General features: G+C 67.8%; 23 protein-coding genes. 17 read left to right on the plus strand and 6 right to left on the minus strand.

The features are described 5' to 3' along the window. Positions 1-6: 6 nt before the first annotated feature. The 8 genes from AB0M93_RS24780 (at position 7) to AB0M93_RS24815 (ending at position 10442) form a co-directional block, all read left to right on the plus strand. A complete protein-coding gene (locus AB0M93_RS24780; protein ID WP_364276610.1) occupies positions 7-1050 on the plus strand; it encodes a PrgI family protein in 1044 nt (347 codons plus the stop codon). 5 nt (positions 1051-1055) lie between these two features. After that, the gene (locus AB0M93_RS24785) at positions 1056-2885 is read left to right on the plus strand and encodes an ATP-binding protein (RefSeq protein ID WP_364276611.1); all 1830 of its coding nucleotides are present in this window, start codon (positions 1056-1058) and stop codon (positions 2883-2885) included. Then, positions 2885-5374 (plus strand): DUF87 domain-containing protein, encoded by a 2490-nt coding sequence (locus AB0M93_RS24790; protein WP_364277065.1) that lies wholly within the window; start codon positions 2885-2887, stop codon positions 5372-5374. Before AB0M93_RS24785 ends, AB0M93_RS24790 begins: the two co-directional genes overlap by 1 nt. 19 nt (positions 5375-5393) lie before the next feature. Then, the gene (locus AB0M93_RS24795; protein WP_364276613.1) at positions 5394-6473 is read left to right on the plus strand and encodes a replication-relaxation family protein; all 1080 of its coding nucleotides are present in this window, start codon (positions 5394-5396) and stop codon (positions 6471-6473) included. An 18-nt stretch (positions 6474-6491) separates the two neighbouring features. After that, entirely contained in the window at positions 6492-7454 is a 963-nt protein-coding gene (locus AB0M93_RS24800) for a C40 family peptidase (protein WP_364276615.1), read from the plus strand. A 247-nt stretch (positions 7455-7701) separates the two neighbouring features. Continuing rightward, the gene (locus AB0M93_RS24805; RefSeq protein WP_364276617.1) at positions 7702-8346 is read left to right on the plus strand and encodes a hypothetical protein; all 645 of its coding nucleotides are present in this window, start codon (positions 7702-7704) and stop codon (positions 8344-8346) included. A 563-nt stretch (positions 8347-8909) separates the two neighbouring features. After that, positions 8910-9443, plus strand: a complete 534-nt coding sequence (locus AB0M93_RS24810) for a MarR family transcriptional regulator (RefSeq protein WP_364276619.1) — start codon at positions 8910-8912, stop codon at positions 9441-9443. A gap of 441 nt (positions 9444-9884) precedes the next feature. Next, positions 9885-10442, plus strand: a complete 558-nt coding sequence (locus tag AB0M93_RS24815; RefSeq protein WP_364276621.1) for a prepilin peptidase — start codon at positions 9885-9887, stop codon at positions 10440-10442. A 90-nt stretch (positions 10443-10532) separates the two neighbouring features. Here the strand turns inward: AB0M93_RS24815 and AB0M93_RS24820 are convergent, their stop codons facing one another. After that, on the minus strand, positions 10533-10868 hold the full coding sequence (locus tag AB0M93_RS24820; RefSeq protein WP_364276623.1) for a DUF6355 family natural product biosynthesis protein: 336 nt from the start codon (positions 10866-10868) through the stop codon (positions 10533-10535). Positions 10869-11206: 338 nt separating this feature from the next. On the opposite strand from AB0M93_RS24820, the gene AB0M93_RS24825 reads away from it, so the two are divergent. Together AB0M93_RS24825 and AB0M93_RS24830 are read left to right on the plus strand one after the other, a co-directional pair. Then, on the plus strand, positions 11207-13459 hold the full coding sequence (locus AB0M93_RS24825) for a tetratricopeptide repeat protein (protein ID WP_364276625.1): 2253 nt from the start codon (positions 11207-11209) through the stop codon (positions 13457-13459). Further along, positions 13456-14793: an FAD-binding protein gene (locus AB0M93_RS24830; protein ID WP_364276627.1), complete on the plus strand. Its 1338-nt coding sequence runs from the start codon at positions 13456-13458 to the stop codon at positions 14791-14793. The genes AB0M93_RS24825 and AB0M93_RS24830 overlap by 4 nt, the downstream gene beginning before the upstream one ends. Positions 14794-14846: 53 nt before the next feature. Here AB0M93_RS24830 and AB0M93_RS24835 read toward each other — a convergent pair whose 3' ends face one another. Beyond that, positions 14847-15080: a hypothetical protein gene (locus AB0M93_RS24835; protein ID WP_364276628.1), complete on the minus strand. Its 234-nt coding sequence runs from the start codon at positions 15078-15080 to the stop codon at positions 14847-14849. A gap of 580 nt (positions 15081-15660) precedes the next feature. Here AB0M93_RS24835 and AB0M93_RS24840 point away from each other — a divergent pair. Continuing rightward, complete coding sequence (locus tag AB0M93_RS24840; protein ID WP_364276630.1) at positions 15661-16218, plus strand: NUDIX hydrolase; 558 nt, start codon at positions 15661-15663, stop codon at positions 16216-16218. On the opposite strand, the gene AB0M93_RS24845 is transcribed toward AB0M93_RS24840, so the two are convergent. Beyond that, on the minus strand, positions 16209-17651 hold the full coding sequence (locus AB0M93_RS24845) for a helix-turn-helix domain-containing protein (RefSeq protein ID WP_364277067.1): 1443 nt from the start codon (positions 17649-17651) through the stop codon (positions 16209-16211). The two genes, AB0M93_RS24840 and AB0M93_RS24845, sit on opposite strands and share 10 nt — an antisense overlap. A 518-nt stretch (positions 17652-18169) precedes the next feature. Between AB0M93_RS24845 and AB0M93_RS24850 the strand changes: the two genes are divergently transcribed. From AB0M93_RS24850 to AB0M93_RS24875, 6 genes are read left to right on the plus strand one after another with little or no spacing between them, the layout of a single operon-like run. After that, positions 18170-19000 (plus strand): Scr1 family TA system antitoxin-like transcriptional regulator, encoded by an 831-nt coding sequence (locus AB0M93_RS24850; protein ID WP_364276632.1) that lies wholly within the window; start codon positions 18170-18172, stop codon positions 18998-19000. Continuing rightward, positions 18997-19257, plus strand: coding sequence for a hypothetical protein (locus tag AB0M93_RS24855; protein WP_364276634.1), 261 nt, complete (start codon positions 18997-18999; stop codon positions 19255-19257). Before AB0M93_RS24850 ends, AB0M93_RS24855 begins: the two co-directional genes overlap by 4 nt. A gap of 46 nt (positions 19258-19303) precedes the next feature. Continuing rightward, complete coding sequence (locus AB0M93_RS24860) at positions 19304-20410, plus strand: radical SAM protein (protein ID WP_364276636.1); 1107 nt, start codon at positions 19304-19306, stop codon at positions 20408-20410. Next, positions 20407-21039: a dTMP kinase gene (tmk, locus tag AB0M93_RS24865; RefSeq protein WP_364276638.1), complete on the plus strand. Its 633-nt coding sequence runs from the start codon at positions 20407-20409 to the stop codon at positions 21037-21039. The genes AB0M93_RS24860 and tmk overlap by 4 nt, the downstream gene beginning before the upstream one ends. Further along, positions 21030-21845 carry an endonuclease/exonuclease/phosphatase family protein gene (locus tag AB0M93_RS24870; RefSeq protein WP_364276640.1) on the plus strand — a complete coding sequence of 272 codons (816 nt, stop codon included), beginning with the start codon at positions 21030-21032 and terminating at the stop codon, positions 21843-21845. The genes tmk and AB0M93_RS24870 overlap by 10 nt, the downstream gene beginning before the upstream one ends. A gap of 57 nt (positions 21846-21902) precedes the next feature. Further along, positions 21903-22397 carry an NUDIX domain-containing protein gene (locus AB0M93_RS24875; protein ID WP_364276641.1) on the plus strand — a complete coding sequence of 165 codons (495 nt, stop codon included), beginning with the start codon at positions 21903-21905 and terminating at the stop codon, positions 22395-22397. A gap of 55 nt (positions 22398-22452) precedes the next feature. Here the strand turns inward: AB0M93_RS24875 and AB0M93_RS24880 are convergent, their stop codons facing one another. From AB0M93_RS24880 to AB0M93_RS24890, 3 genes are all read right to left on the minus strand, one after another. Continuing rightward, positions 22453-22842, minus strand: a complete 390-nt coding sequence (locus tag AB0M93_RS24880) for an NUDIX domain-containing protein (RefSeq protein ID WP_364277068.1) — start codon at positions 22840-22842, stop codon at positions 22453-22455. 138 nt (positions 22843-22980) lie between these two features. Further along, complete coding sequence (locus tag AB0M93_RS24885; RefSeq protein WP_364276643.1) at positions 22981-23709, minus strand: hypothetical protein; 729 nt, start codon at positions 23707-23709, stop codon at positions 22981-22983. A gap of 203 nt (positions 23710-23912) precedes the next feature. Beyond that, the gene (locus AB0M93_RS24890) at positions 23913-24206 is read right to left on the minus strand and encodes an FAD-dependent monooxygenase (RefSeq protein ID WP_364276645.1); all 294 of its coding nucleotides are present in this window, start codon (positions 24204-24206) and stop codon (positions 23913-23915) included. Positions 24207-24715 lie beyond the last annotated feature (509 nt).

Here is a 24715-nt window from a genome sequence, read left to right on the forward strand (position 1 = left end):
GACGTCATGTCCCATCCCGTGCGCATTCCCGCCGACGTCGACCGGCCCGACCGTGTCCTCGGCCCGCTGACCGCCCGGCAACTGGCGATCCTCGGCGTCACCGGCTTACTGCTCTACGCCCTCTACAACGCCACCCGCACCTTCATCCCGCTGCCGCTGTTCCTGGCCTTCGCGGTGCCAGTCGGGTTGGCGGTCACGGTGGTCGCGCTCGGCCGCCGCGACGGTATCCCGCTCGATCGCCTCCTCGTGGCCGCGGTCCGGCAGCGGTTCACCCCGCGCCATCAGGTGTCGGCTCCCGAAGGCGTGCAGCCGGTTCCGGACTGGCTCGCCAGCAGCCGTTCGCGGGATGACGTGGCGCCGACGCCGCTGGAACTCCCCGCCCGGGGCGTCGACGGCGGGACGGCCGCGGGCGTCGTGGACCTGGGGCCTGATGGCCTGGCGGTGATCGCCGCCTGCTCGACGGTCAACTTCTCGCTGCGCACACCCGCCGAGCAGGAAGCCCTCGTCGGCTCGTTCGCCCGCTACCTGCACTCGCTGACCGCGCCTGTGCAGTTCCTGGTCCGGGCCGAGCGGCTCGACCTCGGCCCGCAGATCGCCGAGCTGCGTGCCCGAGCCGGCGGGCTCCCCCACCCCGCGCTCGAAGCCGCGGCGCACGACCACGCGGACTACCTCGCCCAGCTCACCGAGCACGCCGACCTCCTGCGCCGCCAAGTCCTGCTCGTCCTGCGCGAACCCACCCGTCCGGCCGTCGGTGGCAGCGTCAGCTCGGCGCTGGGACGTCTGCGACGCGACCCGACACCCCGCGCGATCGATCCGGCCGCGCGCCAGGCCGCCGAGCAGCGGCTCGTCCGGCGCCTCACCGAGGCGGTCGAGTTGCTCACCGCGGCCGGGATCGCCGTCACCGCGCTGGACGCCGCTACCGCCACCGGGGTGCTGGCCGCGGCATGCAACCCCGACACCTTCCTCCCGCCCTCCGCGACGCTCGCGGGCGCCGGCGACATCGTCACCGCCGTATCGAGCGCCGACCTCTACGACGACGAAGCCCGGTGACCGCGATGTCCAGGACGCAGCACCGCAGCTCGACAGCCGAGGCGTTCACGCCGGACGCGTTGTCGATCGGCAACCGTCACCTTGAAGTCGGCAACGAATGGGTGGCCTCGTTCGGGGTTACCGGCTACCCGCAGGAGGTCTACCCGGGCTGGCTCGCGCCGTTGCTGACCTACCCGGCTCGGCTCGACGTCTCCGTGCACGTCCAGCCGGTCGATCCGGTCACCGCGGCCAGTGGGTTGAAGAAGCAGCGGGCCCGGCTGGAGTCCTCGCGGCGCCACCATGCCCGGCACGACCAGCTCGACGACCCCGATCTGGACGCGGCCGCCGACGACGCCGCCGACCTGTCGCGGCGGATCGCCCGCGGCGAAGGCCGCCTGTTCAAGTTCGGCCTCTACCTGACCATCCACGCACCCGACGAGGAGTCGCTCGCCGAGGAGGTGTCGGCGCTGCGGTCGTTGTGCGCGTCGTTGCTGCTGGACGCCAAACCGGCCACGTACCGGTCGTTGCAGGGCTGGGTCACCACGTTGCCGCTCGGGCTGGACTCGCTCGGTCTGAAGAGGACGTTCGACACTGCCGCTGCGTCCGCCGCGTTTCCGTTCACATCACCGGACCTGCCCGCGGTCGATCCGACCTCGTCCGTGCCGAGCGGTGTGCTTTACGGCTACAACGTCGGCTCCCAAGGGCTTGTGCACTGGGACCGGTTCGCCTGCGACAACCACAACGCCGTCGTCCTCGGCCGGTCCGGCTCGGGCAAGTCCTACCTGGTCAAGCTGGAGACCCTGCGCAGCCTGTACCGGGACATCCAGGCGTTCGTCGTCGACCCCGAAGACGAATACGCCCGCCTCGCCGCGCAGGTGGGCGGCGCTTACGTTCACCTCGGTGCCGGCGGTGTCCGGCTCAATCCCTTCGACCTGCCGATCCACGTCACCGCGGCCGGACGCCGGACCGCGCCACAGGACGCGCTGACCCGGCGGGCGCTGTTCCTGCAGACCGTGCTCGCGGTGTGCCTCGGCGCCGAGCTGACCGCCGGCGAACGCGCCGTCCTCGACACCGCCCTCACGACGACCTACGCGAACGCCGGCATCACCACCGACCCTCGCACCTGGACGCGGCCAGCGCCGTTGATGCGGGACCTGCGGGACGTCCTGGCGGCTGGCGGCGACTCCACGGCCGGAGACCTCGCGGCACGGCTGCACCCGTTCGTCGACGGCGCCTTCGCCGACCTCTTCTCCGGCCCGACCACCACCGCGCCCGACGGCCACCTCGTCGTGTTCTCCCTGCGGGACCTGCCCGACGAGCTCAAGGCTATCGGCACCCTGCTGACCCTCGACGCGATCTGGCGCCGGGTGTCCAACCCGGCCGACCGGCGCCGGCGGCTGGTGGTCGTCGACGAGGCGTGGCTGCTGATGCAGTCCGCCGACGGCGCAAAGTTCCTTTACCGGATGTCCAAGACCTTCCGGAAACACTGGGCCGGGCTCACGGTCGCCACCCAGGACATCGACGACGTCCTGCACAGCGAACTCGGCCGAGCGATCGTGGCCAACGCCGCCACCAGCGTGCTGCTGCGCCAGTCCCCGCAGGCGATCGACCAGATCGCGGCGACGTTCAACCTGTCCGAAGGCCAGCGCCAGTTCCTGCTCACCGCCGACCGCGGCCAAGGCCTACTCGGGTCCGGCACCGAGTGGGTCGCCTTCCAGGCGCTCGCCTCGCCGACCGAGAACGTCCTCGTCACGACCGATCCCGCCGAACTCGCCGAGATCGCCCAGGACTTCGGCGACCCCGCGGTGGACGAGGTCGTCGACCTCGGCCCGGTCGGCACGGAGGTCGACTCGTGATCCTGCACCAGGGATGGATCGGCGGCTACCTGACCGATCCGTGGAGCGCGGTGCACCAGCTGCTCGCGGACGTCCTCGAGGTGGCGGTGCGCTGGGGTCCGATCGCCCTTCCGGTGTTGGCCATCGTGACCGCGGGCCTGTCCGTCAGCCGGCGTTGGTGGCGCGCCTGGTGCCATGCCGCGCTGCTCGCCGACGCGCGGTGCGTCACCGTGCTCGCGCCGCCCACCGTCGATCCCGCCGGCGGTGCGCTGCTGTGGGCCAACCTCGTCGGTCTGCTGCGGCCGAGCTGGCGGCGATGGTTGACCGGTCAGCCGCACCTAGCCTGGGAGTACCGGTTCTCCGAGCGCGGCGTCACCCTGCGGTTGTGGGTTCCGGGCGTGATCCCGCCGGGTCTGGTCGAGCGCGCAATCGAAGCCGCGTGGCCCGGCACGCACACCCGCGCCGTCCCCGCCGACGCCCCGCTGCCCGAGCCCAAAGACGTACGGGCCGTCACGGTGGGCGGCCAGCTGAGGCTCGCCCGTACCGAGGCGCTGCCGATCCGGACCGGGTTCGACGCCGACCTGATCCGTGGGTTGCTGGGCGCGCCGGTCGGCCTCGGCCGCGACGAGTACGCCAGCGTGCAGGTTCTCGCCCGGCCGGTGACCGGCCGGCGGGTGGGCCGGGCGCGGCGTGCCGCCCGGCGCGTGCACGCCGGCGCGTCCGGCCGGCTCGGCGGCCGCATCCTGGACCTGATCACGCCCGGTGGCGCGGTGACCCGACCCGCGCGAACGCGCGATGCCCGCCGGATCAGCCAGAATCCGCAGCTGTCGCTGGAGTATTCCGCGCAGAACCGGGCGATCGTCGGCAAGCAGCGCGGCTCCCAGTACGAGACCGTCGTCCGCTACGCCGTCACCACCCACCTGCCAGCCGATGCCCCCGAACCCGAGGTGCGGCGGGCTCGGGACACCGCGCGCGGTCGTGCCCACGCCCTGGCCGCCAGCTTCGCCGCCTACACCGAGCACAACCACTACACCCGAAGCCGCCTTCACCACCCCGCCCAGGCTCTCGCCTCGCGGCGCCTCGACCGCGGCGATCTGCTCTCCGTCCCCGAGCTCGCGGCGATCGCGCACCTACCGGTCGACGCGGAGATCCCCGGCATCGAGCGGGCCGGCGCCAAAGCCGTCGCCCCGCCACCGGACATCGCCGTCCCCGGCCCGGAGGTCAAACCGCTCGGCGTCGCCGACACCGGCCACGCGCGGCCGATCGGGTTGCGCGTGCCGGATGCCCGTCATCACCTGCACGTGCTTGGCGCTACCGGGTCGGGAAAGTCGACGCTGCTCGGGAATCTGATCCTCGACGACGCCGATGCCGGCCGCGGCGTCGTGCTCGTCGACCCCAAGGGCGACCTCGTCACCGACGTCCTCTCTCGGCTACCCCGCCAGGCCGCGGAGCGGGTCGTGCTCTTCGACGCCGATTCTCGGCAACGCCCGCCGTGTCTCAACCCGCTGGAAGGCGGGGAGACCGACCGTGAGGTCGACAACCTCGTCTCGGTGTTCCGTCGCGTCTACTCCGCGTTCTGGGGTCCGCGCACCGACGACCTCATGCGCGCTGCCTGCCTGACCCTGCGCGCCCAGGACGGCGTGCCCACCCTCGCCGACCTGCCCAAGCTCTTGACCAGCGAGGCGTTCCGGGCGCGGATCACCGGCGGGTTGACCGATCCGGTCCTGGCGGGGTTCTGGGAGTGGTACGACGAGCTCACCGAGTCCAGCCGCAGCCAGGTCATCTCCCCGCTGATGAACAAGCTCCGCGCCTTCCTGCTGCGCCCGTTCGTCAAAGACGCGATCGCCGGCGGCCGATCCACCGTCGACATGAATCACGTCCTCAACGAGGGCGGCATCTGCCTGGTCCGGATCCCCAAAGGTTCGCTCGGGGACGAGACGACCCGGCTCGTCGGATCCCTGGTCGTCGCGCGCACCTGGCAAGCCACCACAGGTCGCGCCCGAGTCCCCCAGCGCGACCGACCCGACGCGTCGCTGGTCATCGACGAGTGCCACAACTTCCTCAACCTGCCTTATCCGATCGAGGACATGCTCGCCGAGGCCCGCGGCTTCCGGCTCGCGATGACGCTCGCGCACCAGCACCTCGGCCAGCTCCCCCGCGAGCTGAAGGAGGGCATCTCCACCAACGCGAGGTCGAAGATCTTCTTCAACGCCTCTCCCGAGGACGCCCGCGAGCTTGCCCGGCACACCGCTCCGCGGCTGTCCGAACACGACCTCGCCCATCTCGGCGTTTACCACGTCGCTGCCCGGCTCGTCGCCCACGGCGCCGAGACGGAGCCGTTCACCATGACCACCACCCCGATGCGCCCCGCCGTTCCCGGCCGCGCCAAGGAGATCCGCGCTGCCCTCCGCAAGAGCAGGCCTTCGCCGTCGAGGCCCGCCGGCGCCGCGGCTCCGCCGAGCCGGCCGACGCGAGACCGCAAGACCGACCCGCGCCGCGCCCACCTGTGACGTCCAGTTCGGAGGCCCCTTGATCACCACGACGACACGCCAGCACCAGCTTCGCCAGCACCTCCCCGGTCGGGTGGCCGCACGCGCGGCCGGCTCCGTCGAGCACCAGGCGGCGCTCGCGGCCCGCCTCACCGCCCGGGACAAATGGCTGCTGGCCCTGCTCTTCGAGCACCGCGTCCTGACCTCCGCCCAGATCCAGGACGCCGCGTTCCCCTCCGGTCGCTCGACCCGTCAGCGTCTGCGCGAGCTGTATCTCTGGCGGGCAGTCAGCCGATTCCAGCCCTTCCGCCAGCTCGGCTCGGCGCCGATGCACTACGTCCTCGGGCCCGCCGGCGCCGCTGTGCTGGCCGCCGAGCACGGCTTGGAGGTCAAGGACCTCGGCTACCGGCACGACCGCGCGATGGCGATCGCCCACAACCAGCGCCTCGCCCACACCGTCGGCGTCGGCGACTTCTTCACCTCCCTCATCGCCCGCAGCCGACGCCGTGACCCTGTCCGAGATGGTGAGGGGGTCACGGCCTGGTGGTCAGAGGCCCGCTGCGCCCGCCACTTCGGCGACCTCGTCATCCCCGACGCCTACGGCCGCTGGACCAGCCCGACTGGCGAACTCGAGTTCTTCCTCGAATACGACACCGGCAGCGAGTCGCTGAGCAAACTCGCCCGCAAGCTGCTCGCCTACGCCCGGCTCGCCGACTCCACCGGCATCGCCACCCCGGTCCTCTTCTGGCTACCGACCAGCCGCCGCGAAGCCAGCGCCCGCACCGCACTCGCCCGGATCCACGCCGACCTCGACCAGAGCGCCGACGTCCCCGTCGCCACCGCGCCGGCCGACCTCCTCGAGCCGAGCACGGCGTGCCCGAGCCCGGCCGACGAGGTCTGGCTCCCGCTCAACGCGAGGTCATCGAATCGGGCTACGTCGCCGAGGCGCGGGCTCAGCGAACTGACGCATGCCTGGCCGGCCCTCGCGCCGGCCGCGTCCTCCGGCCCCGACGACGCGAGCGGCCCGACGTCCGGCCAAGCCGTCGCCTACCGGCTGCCGACGCCGTCTCCGGTGCCGCCGGACGCCACACCCAACCGCACTCGTCGGCCCGGGGCCTGATCACGCGAGGAGTGCGTCATGGGATCGAAGATCGCGGTCGGCGTCGCCGTCGTGCTCGCGATGCTCCCGGTGCTGCTCAGCGCCGTGCCGCAAGCCGTCGTCACCTCGCTCACCGGCACCGGAAGCACGACCTGCGCGCCCGCCGGCGCAACCTCCGACGGAGTGCCCGGCTACGGGGCCGACCAGCTCGCCAACGCGGCGATCATCACCTCGGTCGGCAAGCAGCTGCAGGTCCCCGAGCCCGGGTGGGTCATCGCGATCGCCGTCGCCATCCAGGAATCCACGCTGCGCAACGTCGACCACGGCGACCGGGACAGCCTGGGCCTCTTCCAGCAACGCCCGTCCCAAGGTTGGGGCACGCCCCAGCAGATCATGGACTCCACCTACGCGGCGACGCAGTTCTACCGGCATCTGCAGACCGTCCCCGGATGGCAGCAGATGAGCCTCAACGACGCCGCCCAGGCCGTCCAGCGCTCTGGGACACCCGATGCCTACGGCCAGCACCAGGCGGACGCCGAAGCCATCGTGGCCGCGGTCGCGGGAGTGACCTGCGAGCACACCGGCGGCGGGGACTGCGGCTCCATCACCGCGCCGACGTCCGCCGCGCTCACCGCCATCAACTACGCCTGCGGGCAACGAGGGCTGCCTTACGTCTGGGGCGGCAACGGTCCCGAGGACGGTGACGCCGGCTTCGACTGCAGCGGTCTGACCCGAGCCGCCTACGGTGCTGCCGGCATCTCGTTGCCGCGGACGTCACGCGAGCAGTACGCGGCCGGACCGCGCGTGCCCGCCGGCGCGCCGCTTGTGCCCGGCGACCTCGTCTTCTACGCGACAGCTGGTCGTGTCCACCACGTCGGGCTGTACATCGGCGGCGGCAACATGATCGACGCCCCCGACTTCGGCAAGCCCGTCCAGGTGGAGGCATACCGGTATCCCGGAGACGACTACCTCGGCGCTACCAGGCCAACCGCCAAGCACTAACTCTCTAGTGCGCCAAAGCGAATCTGCCTCACCGATTCGCGCGATACAACCGCCCGGCGTTGCTCAAACCTCCGCTGCCACTGGAACAGTCGAGCCAATGTCCGAATTCGATCGCTTCACATGCACCCTCCCTCCATCGGGTGAAGTCCAACCAAGTCGGTAACGCAACCATTCCGTAGATCGATTGCAACAGCACGAGACTTTCCCAGCGACCTGTCGAGGTCTACATTTTGTAGGTGATGTCGCCATGGCCATGACCGGCCCACAATCGCCACAGGACGATGACACAGAAGATTCCACGGTTGCACACAGTGGACCACTCGCTGAGTTTACCGCATTGCGAGCGGAAATCCTTCTGCGGGATAGAAATATGCTTCAACTTCTTATTTTCCAACTGACTTCCGCCAGTGCAATCTTTGCGTACGTCTTGGGGCGTACTGCCGCATCGGGACTACTGCTTGCAATCCCACTGCTGTCCTACATTACACTCGGTCGATTCATGGCGCAAAGAAGTGCCGTAAGCAGAGCGGCTAAGTACATCACCACGAAGCTTAACACTAAAAATCTCGGCCTTGGCTGGGAACAATGGTTGGACAAAAATCCGCCAGAAGATCGCCTCGTTACGTGGGTTTTCCCTCTCCTTCTCGCATTCCCCGGCGTAGGCGCGCTAGCACTCGCCCTGTCCTTCAAGCCCGTTCTAAGAACAGACGGAAGAACGTTCTTTGGCTACCTGGGGTGGATTGTCGGTTGCCTGGTGGTCTTGGCGTCGATCTATTTGGTCTGCACAACTCACTTCCAGCGAGAGCGAGTAGGTACGCGAAAAACTAGTCCCGCAGCGGCACCAGGGGCGCCAGCCGAGCAAACCACCGAAATTTCACCGGACGACATGTAATAACTCCAGCGCTATAGGCGGACTACGACATCGACTGGTCCGCGATTGGATGCGCGGTCGGGCGAGCCGGGGATCGAGAACTCGGTCGGACTCGTCGGCACGTCTTGGAACATGCCCTTCTAGCTCCTTGCGGCGCTGCCGGCATCTCGTTGCCGCCGACGTCACGCGAGCAGCACGCCGCCGGACCCGCGTGCCCGCCGCCGACGCGCCGCTCCAGCCGAGCGACCTCGTCTTCTACGCCACCGCCGGGCACATTCAACACGTCGGGCTCAACATCGGCGCGGCAACATGATCGACGCGCCGGACTTCGGGCAAGCCGTGAAGGTGAAGCCCTACCGCCACGCCGGTGACGACAATGTCGGCGCAACCAAGCCGACCACAAAGCACAGCAGACGGAAGCACATCTGGGCAATACATGTGTCTTGTTTGGACGAACGCTTGACATGAAGCGGTACACGGAGCGTCCATAGACATGTAGCCCGAGCTACCGGATTGCGCACCGGCGGGCGAACGCCCCGGCCGGGGCATGACCATCCACCGCTTCTCCCGAACCGGAGTTTGTCATGCCCGAAACCAAGAACACCTCATCGACCGACGCCCAGCCCGAAACCGCGGAGCCGAAGGTACGACGTGCGCTGGAAGCCAATCCCGGCGCGACAACCACGGCCCTCGCCAGCGCGGCCGGAGTCGGACGCTCCACGGCGTCGAAACTCCTGTCCCGCTGGGCCGCTGAGGGACTGGTGACCCGGACTACAGGCAAGGACCAGTCGGTCCCCGTCGCGTGGACGTTGCGCGACGACGACCAGAGCTACGAGACCGCCGAAGTCGCCGCGACCGAAGAAGCGGCTGCCGACACGGAAGATCAGGGCACGGAAGATCCCACCGCTGAACCTGACGCGCGAGAAGGCGATCCTTCGCCTGTGCCGGACTCCGACGTCAGTACTGACTGCGCCCCGGCAGCGTCAGAGGCAGCGACGGCGGACGCGCGGAAGAAGGAACTTTCCCTTGGTGACGAGTCCGTTGTAGTGGTCGGCGTACAGACCGCGGGAAATCCTCGACAGTGCGTCGGCCGTGGCGTTCAACGCCAGCTTCGGTGATTGCCAGTCCGAGGTCACGGCGGCGTCAGCCATGTCGCTCCACATGCCGAGGTAGGCAGCCACCGCGCGCTCTTTCGCTTCGTCTACCGGCTGCGGTAGCACACTCCTCGTTGCCGCCGTGGTACTTGAAGGCATCGGTGGCCCACTCGGCGTGGCGGAGCTGCATGCTCCAAGCAGCAAGACCAAAGAGGCACCGATGGCACCGTGACGCAGACTCATGACGTCCCCTCCATTGGGAATGATCAGCTGACCGTCATGTCGCCGACGCCACCTCCCCCGAAATTCACTCGTTGGTGGGACGAGCAGTGCAGTCGGCCAACGAGCTGGCCAGCATTGCTTCATGGGGAGCTGCATCAGCGACAACTCGGCGGCACCGCTGTGAACGGTTGGCCGGCCATCATCAGCGCGGTAGCGGGCTTCGGCCTCGGGGCCGGGGGAAGCGTGATCACCAAGCGGTTCTCCAGCCGACCGGCGCAGATCGCGTCGTCGTGGTGGTTTGGCGCGTTCCTCACCGCATTGGCACTCGGAATCCTCGCCTGGCGTGTCGGCTCCCGAGGGGAGCTGCCGGTCTACGCCTTCGTACTGGTGCTCGGAGTCCCGTTGTCGATCATCGACTGGTTTGAACATCGGTTACCTCGAATAGTCGTCGTGCCTCAGCTGGTGGGCGCTGCGCTCGGTCTCGCATTCCTGTGCTTGGCACGTTCCGACCCCGGTCCCGGACTCCGTGCGCTGTGGGCGATGCTTGCGGGAGCGTGCTTCTACCTGCTGCTCGCGGTTCTGACCGAAGGCGGTGTCGGTTCCGGAGACATCGGCCTCGCGGCCGTGGTCGGTTTGATGACCGGTTGGTTTGGCTGGGCCGAGCTGGCCGGCGCGATCGTGCTCGCGTCGCTCATCGCGCTGGCACTCCTGCTCCTACCTCGCAATAGAGCGAGCCGAGCCGTGCCGTTCGGACCGTGCCTTCTCACAGGGATGACGGCGATGCTCGCGGTCGCTGCCTGACTTTCACCGACGACCGAGCTTCCTTCGTCGGCAGGAGCGGCAACGACCGCCCTACGATCTTCTCGCACGAAGGAGTCGCGCACTGTGCCATCACGCTGGGCCGTAGTACCCCGGGCCGCACCCCACTCCACCGTTCCACCAAGCGCCGATCACGCGCCAGCGGATCACCGACTGGAGGTTCGTGGTCCCGGGCCCGACGCAGTAGTGATACAGATTGAAGAAAATGTCCTGAACGTCGAGCATCACGGTCGACCCGGAACCGTTGTCGCAATGGGTGTACTCACCTCCGCCGATGTAGCCACAACCAGCGATTTCAACCCTTTCCGGCTCCGGTAGAGCGGCTGCTTCCATCGCCGCGGAGCAACCTAGTGACACAACGATCGCTCCGATAACGGAAGCGCGCTGAAGATGCATTGAAATGGACATTTCATTCTCCAAAGAGGCTCAAGACAGCCAGACGTCCACACAGGTGTCAGTCCGACCGGACAGGTGGCACTTCCGAAGAGCGAGGCGGGGCCGTCACGAAGCGCTCACGGCGCACCGTTCGTGATGTCACCCGTCTGGTGTCACAGACTGAGCGATGATCACTTTCAGTACTCGACCGTCCACCTCGCGGACGATCTTGCTCGCGGCGTCCCGCGACTTGCCTGTCTCGAAGCTCCAGCGGCGCTACCCTCGTTGCCGAGGGGTACGTATCCGTCGCTCGGTGCTTCCATCTCAGGATCTGCTGGAGCGACCGCGATTACCAGGGGGTTTCTGTTTTCATGTACAAGAAACATGAAACACGGGGATCGGAAGTTGAGAGGCGAAAGACTTTCGGATCCGGCCTTCGGGATGTGCGAATCGCTCGCGGGCTTTCACTGACGGAACTGGCCGCTCGCACTCACTACAGCCGGGCTCACCTCGCCAACGTCGAGCATGGCCGTCGTGCCGCGACCACGGAGCTGGCTGAGGCTTGCGACAACGCACTCGAAGCTGACGGCGAACTGCTGGCCCTGATTCCGCGTCCACGCCAGAGTGATTCGCAAGCCGCGGTAACGCGTCCCGCACAGCTGCCGGCGGCCCCAGGCCGGTTTGTCGGGCGACGCGCTCAGTTGTCGGCTCTCGACGCGGTCTCGGAGAAAGCTGACCGGCTGTCGATCGCGACCGTCCACGGACCACCTGGAGTCGGAAAGACGACCCTTGCCCTCTACTGGGCCCATCGGGAGATCGACCGCTTCCCAGACGGCCAGCTGTTCGCGGATTTGCGCGGCCACTCAGGACACCAATCACCGGCGAGCCCCGCCGAAATCCTGGAAGACTTCCTGATTTCCCTAGGGCTTACTCCCGCGGACGTACCTTCTACTGAGGAGAAGCGAGCCGCGCTGTTTCGCACGATGACACACGATCGCCGCATCCTGGTCGTGCTCGACAACGCGGTCTCTTCGGATCAAGTACGTCCCCTGCTCCCCGGCGCGGCCGGCAGCACAGTCCTGGTGACGAGCCGGGTCACGCTCACCGGGCTGGCCGTGCGCACGGGTGCAGCACAGCTGGCTCTAGCCCCCTTCACCTCCGACGATTCGCTCCGTTTGCTGCAGGAAATCGTGGGCTCGCGGGTCGACGATGAGCCGGCGGCGGCGCAAGCCGTCCTCGACCGGTGCGGCCACCTCCCGCTCGCCGTCGCGGTCGCCGCGGAACGGATCGCCGCGCATCCCATCCGGCTGTCCGAGCTTGCTGAAGACCTCGCCGAAGAGCGTCAACGGCTCGCCGCTCTCGCGTCGGACGAGGACGCCGATGTCCGGGCGGTCTTCTCCTGGTCCTACCGCGCGCTGCCGACGGCGGCAGCGCGGATGTTCCGGATGCTCGGCCTGCACCCTGGTAAGGAGATCAGTGTTCCTGCGGCCGCGGCGCTCGCCGACATACCGCTGGACAAGGCAGCGCGGCTTCTTCACGCACTCGCCACGTGCCACTTGGTCGAGGAGGCCGGCCGGGATCACTTCTGGCTGCACGATCTGCTCCGGGTCTACGCATCCGAGCAGGCCCTCGCCGTTGACGCCGCCCAAGAGATAGAGCGAGCTCAAGCACGGGAACTGTCGTGGTACCTCGACACCGCCGCCGCGGCCGGGCGCGCCCTTGAGCCGTTCCGGCCGCCGACCTCCGATACTGCGCTACCTGGCTACGCCGAGGCGTTCGCCTGGTGCGAGCGGGAACTGGCCAGTTTTCCGGCGGTGGTCGGGCTTGCCCTCAGGATCGGGCGTCCTGATCTTGCCTGCCGGCTTTCGCAAGCGCTCTTTTCCTACTTCCACCTCCGCAAGCCGTGGACGATCTGGGAACGCACTTACCACCTGGGCTTGGAGGCCGCGGCCAAACTCGGCGACCCCTGTCTGCAGGCGGACATGCTGACCGGCCTCGGCCTCGTCGCACTCGGCTTGGGAAACCCGGAAAGCGGCCGCGATGCGTTTCGCCGAGGACTGGACCTGCTGGAGAACGAGGGGGAACCGACCAGATCGGCGTGGTGCCACATCGGCATCGGACTCGCGTATGCGGACATGGAGGACGTCAGCATGGCCAAGAGCGCACTGGAGCGCGGTATGGTGATCCACCACGACCAGAACGACCAGCACGCCGAATCGGTGGCCTTGGTACATCTCGCCGACCTTTGCCGGGCAGAGAAGCACACCGAAGACGCGCTCCGGTACGCCGACCGCGCACTGTCCCTCTGCAGGTCCATCGACGACAAGTACGGCGAAGGTCTCTCGCTCTACCAATTGGGAACGACCTACCTCGCCGCCGGAATGCTCGATGACGCGCTGCACCGGCTCGAAGAAGCCCTTTCCGTCCAACGGGCCGCGCACGACGACAAGGGACAAGCCGACACCCTCTGGGCTCTCGCACGAACATGGATTGCCCGCGGCAACAGCACCATGGCGCGCTGTCGGCTCGAAGAGGCCGCGACCATCTTCGAACGGCGGGGCGATCCCGCCGAAGCCGTTGTGCGCGCCAGCATCGCCAACCTGGAAGACGGGACAACGCATTGACTTCGAACGTCTTTTCCCACTTGAGCCTTGACGGCACGATGGTCACCGATCCCGCCGCGACGGCCTTCGCGGCGGCCGACTTCGGTGGCATCGTCAAGCGCCCGCCGCTCGCGGTTCTCCGCGCCGGGTCCACAGCCGACATCGAGGCCGTCCTGCCCGTTGCCGCGGCCAACAACATCGCCGTCGTTCCCCGCGGGTGCGGCCACACCAGCTTGGGACAGGCGCAAGCGCTCGACGGTCTGGTCATCGACCTGACCGCCCTGAACGAGGTTCACGATCTCACCGAAGACGAGGTGACCGTCGACGCCGGCGCGACCTGGAACGCGCTTCTCGCACGCACGCTCCAGCGCGGGCTGACTCCACGGGTCCTCACCGACTACCTGGGAATCTCTGTCGGAGGCACGCTGTCGGTGGGCGGAATCGGCGGTACCAGCCATCGGTACGGGGTCCAGACGGACAACGTGCTCGCGCTCGATGTCGTCACGGCCGACGGCGCACTCCGCCGCTGCTCACCGACCGAGTTACCCGACCTGTTCCACGCCGTGCTGGGAGGCTTCGGTCAGTGCGGCGTCATCGCGCGAGCCACCCTGCCGTTGATCCCGGCACCCGCGCGCGTGCGACGCGTCAAGGTCTACTACCCCACCATCGACGAGCTGCTCGCCAGCCAGCGCCGTCTGCTCGCCGACGGCCGATTCGACTTCCTGCAGGGAGAGATCCTGCCGACCCCGGACGGTTGGGTGTACATGCTGGACGTTGCCTCGTACTACACGCCACCCCGCGAGCCCGACGATGGCGTGCTCGTTACGGGTATCGGCTTCGTGGCCGCCCGCGACAAGATCGAGGACTTGAGCTACTGGGAGTTCGCCACCCGCCTCGACGAGACCGTGACGTACCTCGAGGGCACCGGCGAATGGCAGGCCCCGCACCCGTGGCCCAACTTGCTGCTGCCCGACGCGGAGCTCGATACGTTCACGAGCGAAATCATGGCCGACCTCGAGCAGGCCGGCCTGGGCGCGTCTGGGCTGATCCTCATCTACCCGATGACCACCGCGGCGTTCGGCACCCCGCTCTTCCGGCTCCCCGAAGCCAGCACGGTCTACCTGGTCGCCGGGCTTCGCTTCGCGGCGGACGCGGCGAAAGCCGAGGAAATGATGGCCGCAAACCGACGGTGGTACGACACCGCCGTCAGCGTGGGCGGCACCAGTTACCCGACCGGGGCCATCCCGTTCACCGGCGCCGACTGGACACGTCACCTCGGTACGGCACAGGCGGCGCTCGCCGAGGCCAAGGCTCGGTACGACCCGTCGAACTTGTTCCCGCGCCGCTTCGCCTGATCCGACCGGCTATGACCGAGCCCAGGTTCCGCACATCAGTGCGGAAGATTGCCTTATCGGTGGGTCAACACACCTGCTGGCACGCCGTCTGGCGTGCCGATGACTTCCTCGTCGAGGACGTGGAGTTCGAAGCGCGCGGAGTCGTAGCCGCCGGCTTCCCACGCCAGGTCGCTGTCGCCGACTCGCCACTCGCGACCGGAAGCTCGTTCCTTCAGCAACCACGCCACAACAACCTCCAGGCTCAGCGTCCCAACCTCGCACGGCCAAGCTATCAAATCGTAGAACATGCGTTCGATGGACCGTCCGCGTCTCACCCGTAAGCGGGCGCAAGACGATCACCTCGAACTCGCCGTTGGTGCGGGGCAGCCAAGTCACCGAGCGCCAGCTGGCCGTCGTCGTCGACGAGGCAGCGAAGGCCGGGCTACCGGTCGCCGCACACCCGACGGCTCCCACGCGATCGCCGCGGCCACCGAGACGGGCGTCGCCACGATTGACCATCGCAACTGCCTGCGGGCGGGCGAAGGCGGACGGTCCCGGCACGGACGCCAGCGCGACGAGCTCAGGCTTCGACGATTACGCCGGAGCTCTCCAGCTCTACGAGCACCTCGGCGTCGACAGCGGTCACGTCGTCGAGCTGGCGACGACGAGCGCGGAAGCGCCGAGCTCGGCGGCAGGCCGGCCAGCTGACACCAGGGTTATCAGCGGACCTGCTGGTCCCGCTGGACGACCTGCTCGCTGACCTGGCCAACCTCCGCCAACCTCGAGTGATGATCGTCAGAGGTCAGCCCATCGAGCTCCCGGCGGCGTGAGAGGCAGGGCCATCGAAGACAGCGCGCACCCGGGACCAACGCCGTAACATCTCGTGATGTGGCCACCGAATCGAACGGGCAAGAGCTGACACGCTGGACGATCCACGGCGAGCGAGTCGTCGACGACACTCGCCGACTCCGCCTCAGCATTGCCTCGGTCGAGCTACCGGACGGCGTGAAGTTCGAGCAGTACGTGCTCCGCATGCCCAAAGCCGCGATGATGGCTGTCCTCGACGACCAAGACCGCGTTCTCATGATGTGGCGGCACCGGTTCATCATCGACCGGTGGGTCTGGGAGCTGCCTGGCGGCTACGTCGACCCCGGTGAGGACCCCGCGGCGACCGCTGTCCGCGAGGTCGAGGAAGAGACCGGATGGCGGCCGCTGAACGTCGAGCCGCTCGGATCGATGCAGCCCACCGTCGGCAGCGCCGACGCCGAGAACCTGCTGTTCGTGGCCCGCGGAGCGGAGTATGTCGGCGAGCCCGAAGACATCAACGAGGCCGAGCGGGTGGCCTGGATACCGCTCGACTCGGTCCGTGACCGCATCACCAAGGGTGAGATCGTCGGCGCGGCGTCACAGGTCGCCTTGCTCCACGTCCTCGCGTTCTACCGCTGAACCGGGGTCGGCACGCCGGCGTCCTCCATTTGCGCGTAGAGCGCACGCACCCGCCGATCGGCGCGGTAGGGGCTGAGTCGACGACCGACATCGGCGAGGTAGGCACCACCTCGGATCGACCGGACCTGCTCGCTCATGCGCACCGCGACGGTGGCCTCCGCACACGCTTCGTCAACACGGCCCTGGTCGGCCAACGTCGACGCAAGCAACGCGGTGTTGAACAACCTCCCTCGCTCGTACCCGTCGTCCATTCCCAGGGCCCGGCGAGCGAACTGCTCAGCTTCAGCCGCGGACCCGAGGTCTCGGAACACGTGAGCGAACTTCGCCGAGAGATACGCGCTGTCGAAGTAGTTGAGCCACGCCGGTCCGGCGCCGGGTGAGAAGCGTTCGAAGGCGCGTTCGGCCTCGTGAAGAGCCGCGAAGCAAGCTGAGGGGTTGGCCTGCAGCGCGTGGCCGTGCGCTTCGAGCACCGCAGCCTCCGCCTGCAGAGCGGCTAGACCCGACCTCTTCGACGTACGCCTCGCGGCGAGCGCCATGTCGACGGCGACCTCGCGAGCACCATTGAATGCGGCGTGATGGCTCATCGCCGCGAGCATCTCGGCCTCGAGCGCATCGTCGCCCGCGTCCTGCGACAGCTTCAACGCGTCGCGCAGGCGCCGCTGTCCTTCCGCGGCGTTGCCGACGTCGAACGCGATCCAGCCGGCAACCTGGTGCAGTTCGGCGGCCGCACCGAGCAGTTCTTCCCGTGCCGCAGCTCGTCTGGTCGTGTCCTTCAGCATCGGCGTGACGGTCGATGTCAGATAGTTCGTGATGGTCGTCGTCGCGCGGCTGTGTCCGCCTCCGAATCGATTGTCCAGACGGCGGAACGTCGCCGTCATGTCGCGCACGATCTCGACGTCCGTGCTGCGGGGCTTGGGCAGACTGGCCGCGACGGCCGGCCCGGCGCCGAGCAATGACGCGCCGATCGCCGTGGCACCGACACCTGCGGTCTTGAAGAACTGTCGCCTTTGCACGCCTCCGAGGCTAATGTCGTCGCCTGCGCCGGCCAATTCCTCGACGGTATGGGAAACGTTGAACCACAGCAGCGCCGGGGGAACCTGCAGGGCCTTCGCCCAGCGTTCGAGGTTCACCAGGTTGCTCGGAGGGCGGGCGCCCGGCGCTTCCAGGCGACTGACTTGCGCTTGCGTCAGACCGAGCCACCGGCCGAGCGCGGCTTGGGACACGTGCGGGTTGGATTCCTTGCGGTAGGCGGCGAAGAGCCGGCCGAAGTGACGAGCCTTCAGCGCAGCGCTGATGCTTTCCGCAGCCCAGAAAGTGTCCGGCTGGGGTGGCGCCTCGTTCGCGATCAACAAGCGGATGCAGGGTCCGCAGTGGTTGCTCACGCGGTCACGAGCCAGGCGCGCGCCGCATTTCTCGCACCTTCTCGTCGGCATCTGCACGGTCGTTCCCTTCCTACCCACTACCTGACACGCAGTGTATTCGATCGAACACAACACAGTGCCGGATTTCATCCTCCGGATGTATGGATCCGGTGCCACGCGACTCCTACCTGCTGAAACTCATACGTCGACGTCGTTTGCGGCCGAAACCTTCCGCTGCACGCTCAACCCATGCAAGCAACAGCAGTGGCACACAGTGACAACAAGGTCCCCTACGAATCAGGTGCCATCCCCGGCATTCGGGTTACCGCATCGGAGGGAACGTCGCTGCCTGCAGCTCTCCAACCGGAGGCCGCGACCCGTGTGGGGGCCGCGTTCCGGCAGCTCAGGCGACCGCGCGAACACGGCGAGCAGCTGACCGAGATGGACCTCCAAGCGGCGAGGCTGGCACTCGAAGCCTTCTGGCCGAAGTTCGGCGCTCCGCGACCGCTACCGGAGCGCTGGCGATAACCGGGCCGTACCCCTCGCTTGCGACCGCAGAACTACCACGACCACCAGCAGGAAGATCAACCATGTCTTTGCCAACCATCCGCCGCCCTGCTGCGCTGCTCGTCAGCGCCAACCTCCGCGAGAAACGCGAACGGCGGAAGATCGGACTGCGCCGCCTCGCTGACAAGCTCAGCATGTCACCGGCGCGCCTGTCCGGCTTGGAGCTGGGAACCCACGTCCCGCATGCACCCGATGTCGCTCACATTCTCGGCTTCCTCGGGATTAGCGGCGTCGAGTACCAGAAACTCATCAAACTGGCCAAACAGGTCTGTGACGACAACCTCATCGCATGTGAAGAAACGCAGGCGTTCAGTCTGATGTGGACATACGAGCAATTATCGGACCGCGTGGTCGAATGGTCCCCCTTCTGCCTTCCCGATCAACTTCGGCTTCGGCAACACTTCGATCGCGACCCGGACAGGGACGAGGAGCCGCCCGGCAGCGGAGAACTTGAACCACTTGAGCGTGCCGTTCGCCAGCAAGTGATGCTGAAGGGTCCTCGCCGCTATCTCTTCCTCATCGGTGAGGAAGCCTTACGTGCAGTGAGCAGCGAAGCTGGCTCAGAAGAGCAGGTTCGACACCTCCGAACGGTGGCGGGTCTGCACCATGTCAGCGTCCGAATCGTGCCGACGAAGGCGAAAGGACTGAACCTGCCTCAGGCTTTCACTCTCTACGAGAGCCGACGAACGTCGATGGCGGTAGCGTTCAAGAACGTTCATTGCAACGCCTACCTAACCGAGAAGCCGCTGCTCGATAAGTACTCGGGTACCGCAGAAACTCTTCAGCGCGAGGCACTCAGCAAGTCAGCCACAGCCGACGCGCTGGGCGGCTTCCCGTGGGACCGAGTGTCATGACAGCCGCGCTGATCTACATCGATCCCCTCATGATCCACCCGGTGATGGACGGGGTGTGGCACCACGCACGCCTTGAAAGCATCCCCGCCGCGGGCGAGGCGATCACCATGCTTTGCGGTGTCACAGGCGTCGCGGCATTCCTGCCGTTGAGCCAGCGACAGCGTCAGCGCATCCCCCGTCAGTGCGAACGTTGCGACGCGATCGTCCGGCACCAGCGCGGCATTCCACTGTGGCAACAAAGAGTCGGGCGCAACTGACTCGACCTAGCCACAGCCGTTCGCATCATCTTCAAAGGAGTCAACGATGACCGTCCGTCCGATCGCCGTCGACGAGCAGGCGTCGAGCTGCTACTTCCGCACCACCGTCGACACCCCGTACCGCAAGGCACTCGTCCAGATCACCGAGCGATGCAACCTGCGCTGCGCACACTGCTTCGTCTCCGCGACCAAGCACGGCAAGGACATGCCGCTGACCGAGGTCGTGAAGAAAGTCGTCCCTCGGCTGGCCGACGCCCGGGTACGCCGGGTGACGCTGACCGGCGGCGAGCCGACCGTTCACCCGGACTTCCTCGGCATCGTGCACGCCTTCCGCAACGCCGGAATCGACGTCGGCATCTGCACGAACGCCACCGAGCTCGACGACACGCTCATCCGGCAGCTCGCCACCGCCGGGGTGCACGTCAACGTCTCGCTAGACGGGTTCGCCGCCGACTCCCACGGCTTGTTCCGCGGCGACCGCGCCTCGTTCGACGTGACCGTGGCCAACGTCCGCAAGCTCGCCGCGACCGGCCTCCTGCAGGGGCTGCTGTGCACGCCGAACTCCCTGGCTGCCAACGAGGAGTACGTGCAGCTGTGCGAGTTCGCCCGCGCGAACGGCGCCCGCTACGTGTTGCTCAACCCGCTGGGCAGCATGGGCCGCGGCGTGAAGTCCCAGCGGAAGCTCGCGAAGACCACCATGCACATGCAGGAGATCTTCGAGCTGACCGCACCGTTCGACGGGCCCGACCTCGACATCGCCCACATTCGCTTCCCCAACACCGACGGCAAGCCCCTCGCCGGCTGTGAAGCCGGAACGATCATCTACGTCTTCACTCCGGGCGAGGTCACCGTCTGCCCCTACCTCGTCTTCGCCGCCCGCACCCCGATCTCTCGCCACCCCGACACCGACTTCATCGTCGGCAACATCTTCACCGATCGCGACCTCGCCGTCCGCCTCGACGCGTACCGGTTCCGCGAGCGGTTCCAGGTCGGCGCAAATCCCACCTGTACGTCCTGCAGCCTCGAACCCCGATGTGGCAAAGGCTGCCCCGCCGCGGTCGTCGCCGCGGGCGGACGCATCGGCGACGTCGACACCGAACAGTGCCCGATCACCGCCGAGACCCACCGGCTGCTGCCCCTGGACGTCGCATGAGCGCGCCGCGGCTGCCGGGCAAGCTGGTGGCATTCGAAGGCCCCGGCGGCGTCGGCAAGACGACGATCACTGCGCTGGTCGCCAAGCTCCTCGGAGAGGACGGCGTTCCCGTGCACACCACCGTCCAGCCGTCGCGCTCCCCGCTGGGCGAACTGGCTCGGCATGGCACCGACACCTACCGCGACATGGCTCTGGCCTGCCTCTGCGCGGCCGACCGTCACCACCAACTGGCCAGCGAGATCCTCCGGGCCCTGGCCGAAGGCAAGATCGTGCTCTGCGACCGGTACGCGGCATCGTCGCTGGTCCTGCAGAGGCTCGACAACATCCCGCTCGATGTCGTCTGGGCGCTCAACCACAATGTGTACCGCCCCGACCTCGTGTGCGCGCTCAAAGCTCCACCCACGGACGTCGAACAGCGCCTCCGCGCCCGCGGCGGACACAGCCGCTTCGAGCGCACCCCCGGAAGCAGCTTTCGCGAAACCCTCGGCTACCTGGCGGCCATGACTTTCCTGCGCGACCAGGGCTGGCCCGTCGAGATGATCGAGTGCGCCGAAGATCCCCGCGCCACGGCTGGCACCATCGTCGACCTGATCCACCGCACCCTCACGGAGAGCCCGGCATGCCCCTGACCGTCCTCACCCTCAACGTCGGCAACCCCGCCTTGGAGCGAGCCCGCCGCCAGCGCGACTGGCTCGCCCGCCGCGACGAGGACGTCTTCGTGCTCACCGAGACCGGTTCCGGGCCCGGCACTCAGCTGATCGCCGAGTCCTACCGCGACGCCGGCTGGTCGGTCACCTTCCCCGAGCACTCCGATAAGGAACGCGGCGTCATGCTGCTCTCCAGGCTCGAGTGCACGGTGGACCCCATCGGCGCGGCGATGTCCTACCTGCCCGCGCGGCTGGCCGGCATCGTGCTGGACACCGACGACGGGCCGCTGCGCATCGTCGGCGCCTACGTCCCGTCCCGCGACGCCACCGAAGCTAAGACGACTCGCAAGCGCGCGTGGATCGAGGCATTCCACCAGGCGTACGAAGCCACCAGGGACGACGCCGCCGTTCTCCTGCTGGGTGACCTCAACGTCCTGGAACCCGGGCACGTGCCACCGCACCCTGGGCAGTTCGCGCCGTTCGAGACCGCCTTCTACATCGCACTGACCCACCGGCACGGCCTCACCGATGCCTTCCGCGCGCTGCATCCGACCGCTATCGAGCACAGCTGGGCCCGCCGCGCCGAACTCGGCTACCGCTACGACCACGCTCACGCCTCCACTCCGCTCCTCGCCCACCTCACCAGCTGCACGTACGTCCACGACACCCGTTCGGGGAGCCCCGCGCTCACGGACCATTCAGGACTCGCCGTCCAGCTGACGCTCACCGCGACCGCGCCGCTGATAACCTCCGACCCGGCCGCGGACCGCGAGGTAACGCTGTTCTAGCCAGAGGGCTCGTGCCCGGCCGCCGCACCAGCCGCCGAGCACAAGGGGCCCCACCGGATGACCGTCGCCAGCGACCCGACGTTGCGGGTCGGCGCCCGCGTCCTGCTCCTCAACCCCGCCGACGAGGTCCTGCTCATCCACGCCCGCGATCCGGACAACCCCGATCACCACTGGTGGGAACTCCCCGGCGGCGGCCAAGACGCCGGTGAAGAGCTCGAGGACACCGCCCGCCGCGAGATCGCCGAGGAAACCGGGCTGGTTCTGGACGAGATCGGCCGCAAGCTCTGGACCCGCGAGAGCTGCTTCACCTACCGCGGCCGCGAGCACCACCGCATCGACCACGTCTACCTCGCCCGCACGGACGACACCGCACCGCGCACCGCCCTCCGGCACACCGCCAACGAGCGCGCCGGGCTCATCGAGCGCCGCTGGTGGTCAGCAATCGACCTTGCCGCTTGCCGGGACAAGCTGCTGCCTGCTCAGCTACCTGACCTTCTGCAAGCGCTTCTGAACGATCACTTCCCCACCTCTCCCCTGGCGCTCACCGCCTGACCAGTCCTGGCCGTTGCTGGTGGCACAGCGTGCTGAGCGGCCCAGGCGAGGGACGCTACTGGGCCGCTTGCCGGGCGCGGAGCCGGTCGAACCAGGTGGCGATCGACCGCTTGTACCCCTCTGGCATTGGCAGCTCGGAGACCTCGTCTTCCAGGAATTCGCCGATTCGGCTGTGCTCATGGCTGAGGACCGGCGCGACGCTGGAGGTCGTGGTGCAGCCGTAGGTCACGATGAACACGTCCTTCGCGGCCACGGCGATGTGGTACACCCAGGCATCGAGGATCTCTTCGACGTCGACCGGTAGCCCGGACTCCTCGGTGATCTCGCGAGCGACGGTTTGCTCGGGGGTCTCGCCGGGTTCGATCCGGCCGCCCGGCAGCTCCCATTCGTCGCGCTCGTTATGCATCAACACGACTCGGCCATCCCGGACCAGCACGCCCTTGATCGACACCGGCGAGTAGCTAGGGCAAAACTGGGGCACCGCGCCGACGGCTGCGAAATGGGGTCACCAAAAGTGCCCCAGCAGCGTCCCCCGAACAGGTGGATCACCAGAGGTACTTCACCAGGCCGCGCACCCCGCCCGTCAGCGCTCGTGCTGAAGCGCCTCCGGCAGCCCGTACGCCCCGAGATCGGCCAGTTTGTCCACGACGTCGAGACATCTGACGCGCATCGCCGCGTCGCCTTGCCGGTAGCGCCGGAGCACGACGGTGACGATGTCACGGCTGATGGCAGCGGCGGCCCGGCTTAGATCACCGAGATCGACGCCAGCGTGCTCAACGGCGCGTTCGCAGGCGATGATCGTGGTCGAGGGCAGCAGTCTCAGGCTTCGCTCGAGCTCGTGGAAGAGGTCACCGAAGTTGTCCGGGAAGGCTCGGCTGGCCGCGAACGCCGCCACGACGCGTTCACTGATCGAGGCAGAGTCGGGTTCGTGGAGGACTCGGATCGCCGCGGCGGCGGCTTTGCGGACATCTGGGTCGTCGACATCGAATAGCCGCACGAGCGCGTCGGGAGCAAGATGCGGCGCCGTGGCCATGGTTTGCGCGGCCCCCTGTTGAGCCAAGATCGGCAAGCTGATGACATCGGAGAGGCATGCCTCCGGTAACCGGCCGTTCAAGAAGGCGTTGGCCCAGATGTGGCCAGCCCTCACCGCGACGGGGCTGTCCGCCTCGAGCGCGCGGTTGAGGTGCGGTGAGAAACGAGCACCCGCACGGTCGATGGCGCAGATCAGGAGCCTGTTGCCTGCGTTCGAGTGGTGTATCTCGATGGCGCTCGTGGCAAACAGGGCGTCAGCGATATCGAGCGCCTGCTCCAAGCGGCCACTGAACAGCGCCAAAACCGCGACCAACGCTGCCGGGCCAGCTTCATCCTCGAGTGGCCGACCTACGAATCCGGCCGCAGCGACACGTCGCAACGCAACGGGCTGGACGCCGTCTCCCGGGTGTCTCCTGAGCAGCTGGCCAAACTCGTCGAAAACAGAATGATCGCCATCACCGATAACCAACCTTACACCATTGTTCATCCTCTCTGGCGATCGTTGAGCAGATCTATCAAAAACGCGCAAACCGCACCACATGGACTGCAAGCGACTTGCTCACACGAATGAGCGGCTACGCCGGACCGTAGTAGCCGGGATTGCACCCCACACCGCCGTTCCACCAAGCGCCCTTCCTCCATTGCCATCGACGCGCCGTGGCCGGCGTTCGGCGCGGCGGCGTGGGCCGCGTCGCCGATGACGATCATCCGGCCCGCGTGCCACCTCGGTGTCGAGGCGATGTCATACCCGTTACTCGCGCGGAGCGGAATATTCACGAACCACCACGTCTCGCCATCTGGCGCGGTGGTATAGGCAAAAAAGACGCGCTTGCCGCAAGCTGTGGACCCGCGAAAGCCGCTTCACCTACCGCGGCCGCGAACACCATCGCCTCGACCACATCTACCTCGCCCGCACCGACCACGACGCGCCGCAGGGCGCCCTCCGGCACTCCGCTAACGAGCGCGCCGGCCTCATCGAGCGCCGCTGGTGGTCGGCCGCCGCGCTCTCAACTTGCCGCGACAAGCTCCTGCCGGCTGAGCTGCCACACCTCCTGCAGGAATTCCTCGACGACCGTCTCCCACTAGCTCCTCTGGTACTCACTGCTTGACGTCAGCTGCACCGCGTGGGCGCATCGCTGACCGGGCCGGTGCATGGCGATCCGGGCACGGAACGACTGCCCAACCGGCTCGTCCGGCAGCGGCGCCGTCCACTTGTAGGACGACGCCCGCGCTACCGCGGCCGCCACGAGCGTGCAGCCGCAGCCGAGCCACCGGTAGTCGGCAGC

Source organism: Amycolatopsis sp. NPDC051102 (assembly GCF_040682815.1).
Lineage (GTDB): Bacteria > Actinomycetota > Actinomycetes > Mycobacteriales > Pseudonocardiaceae > Amycolatopsis.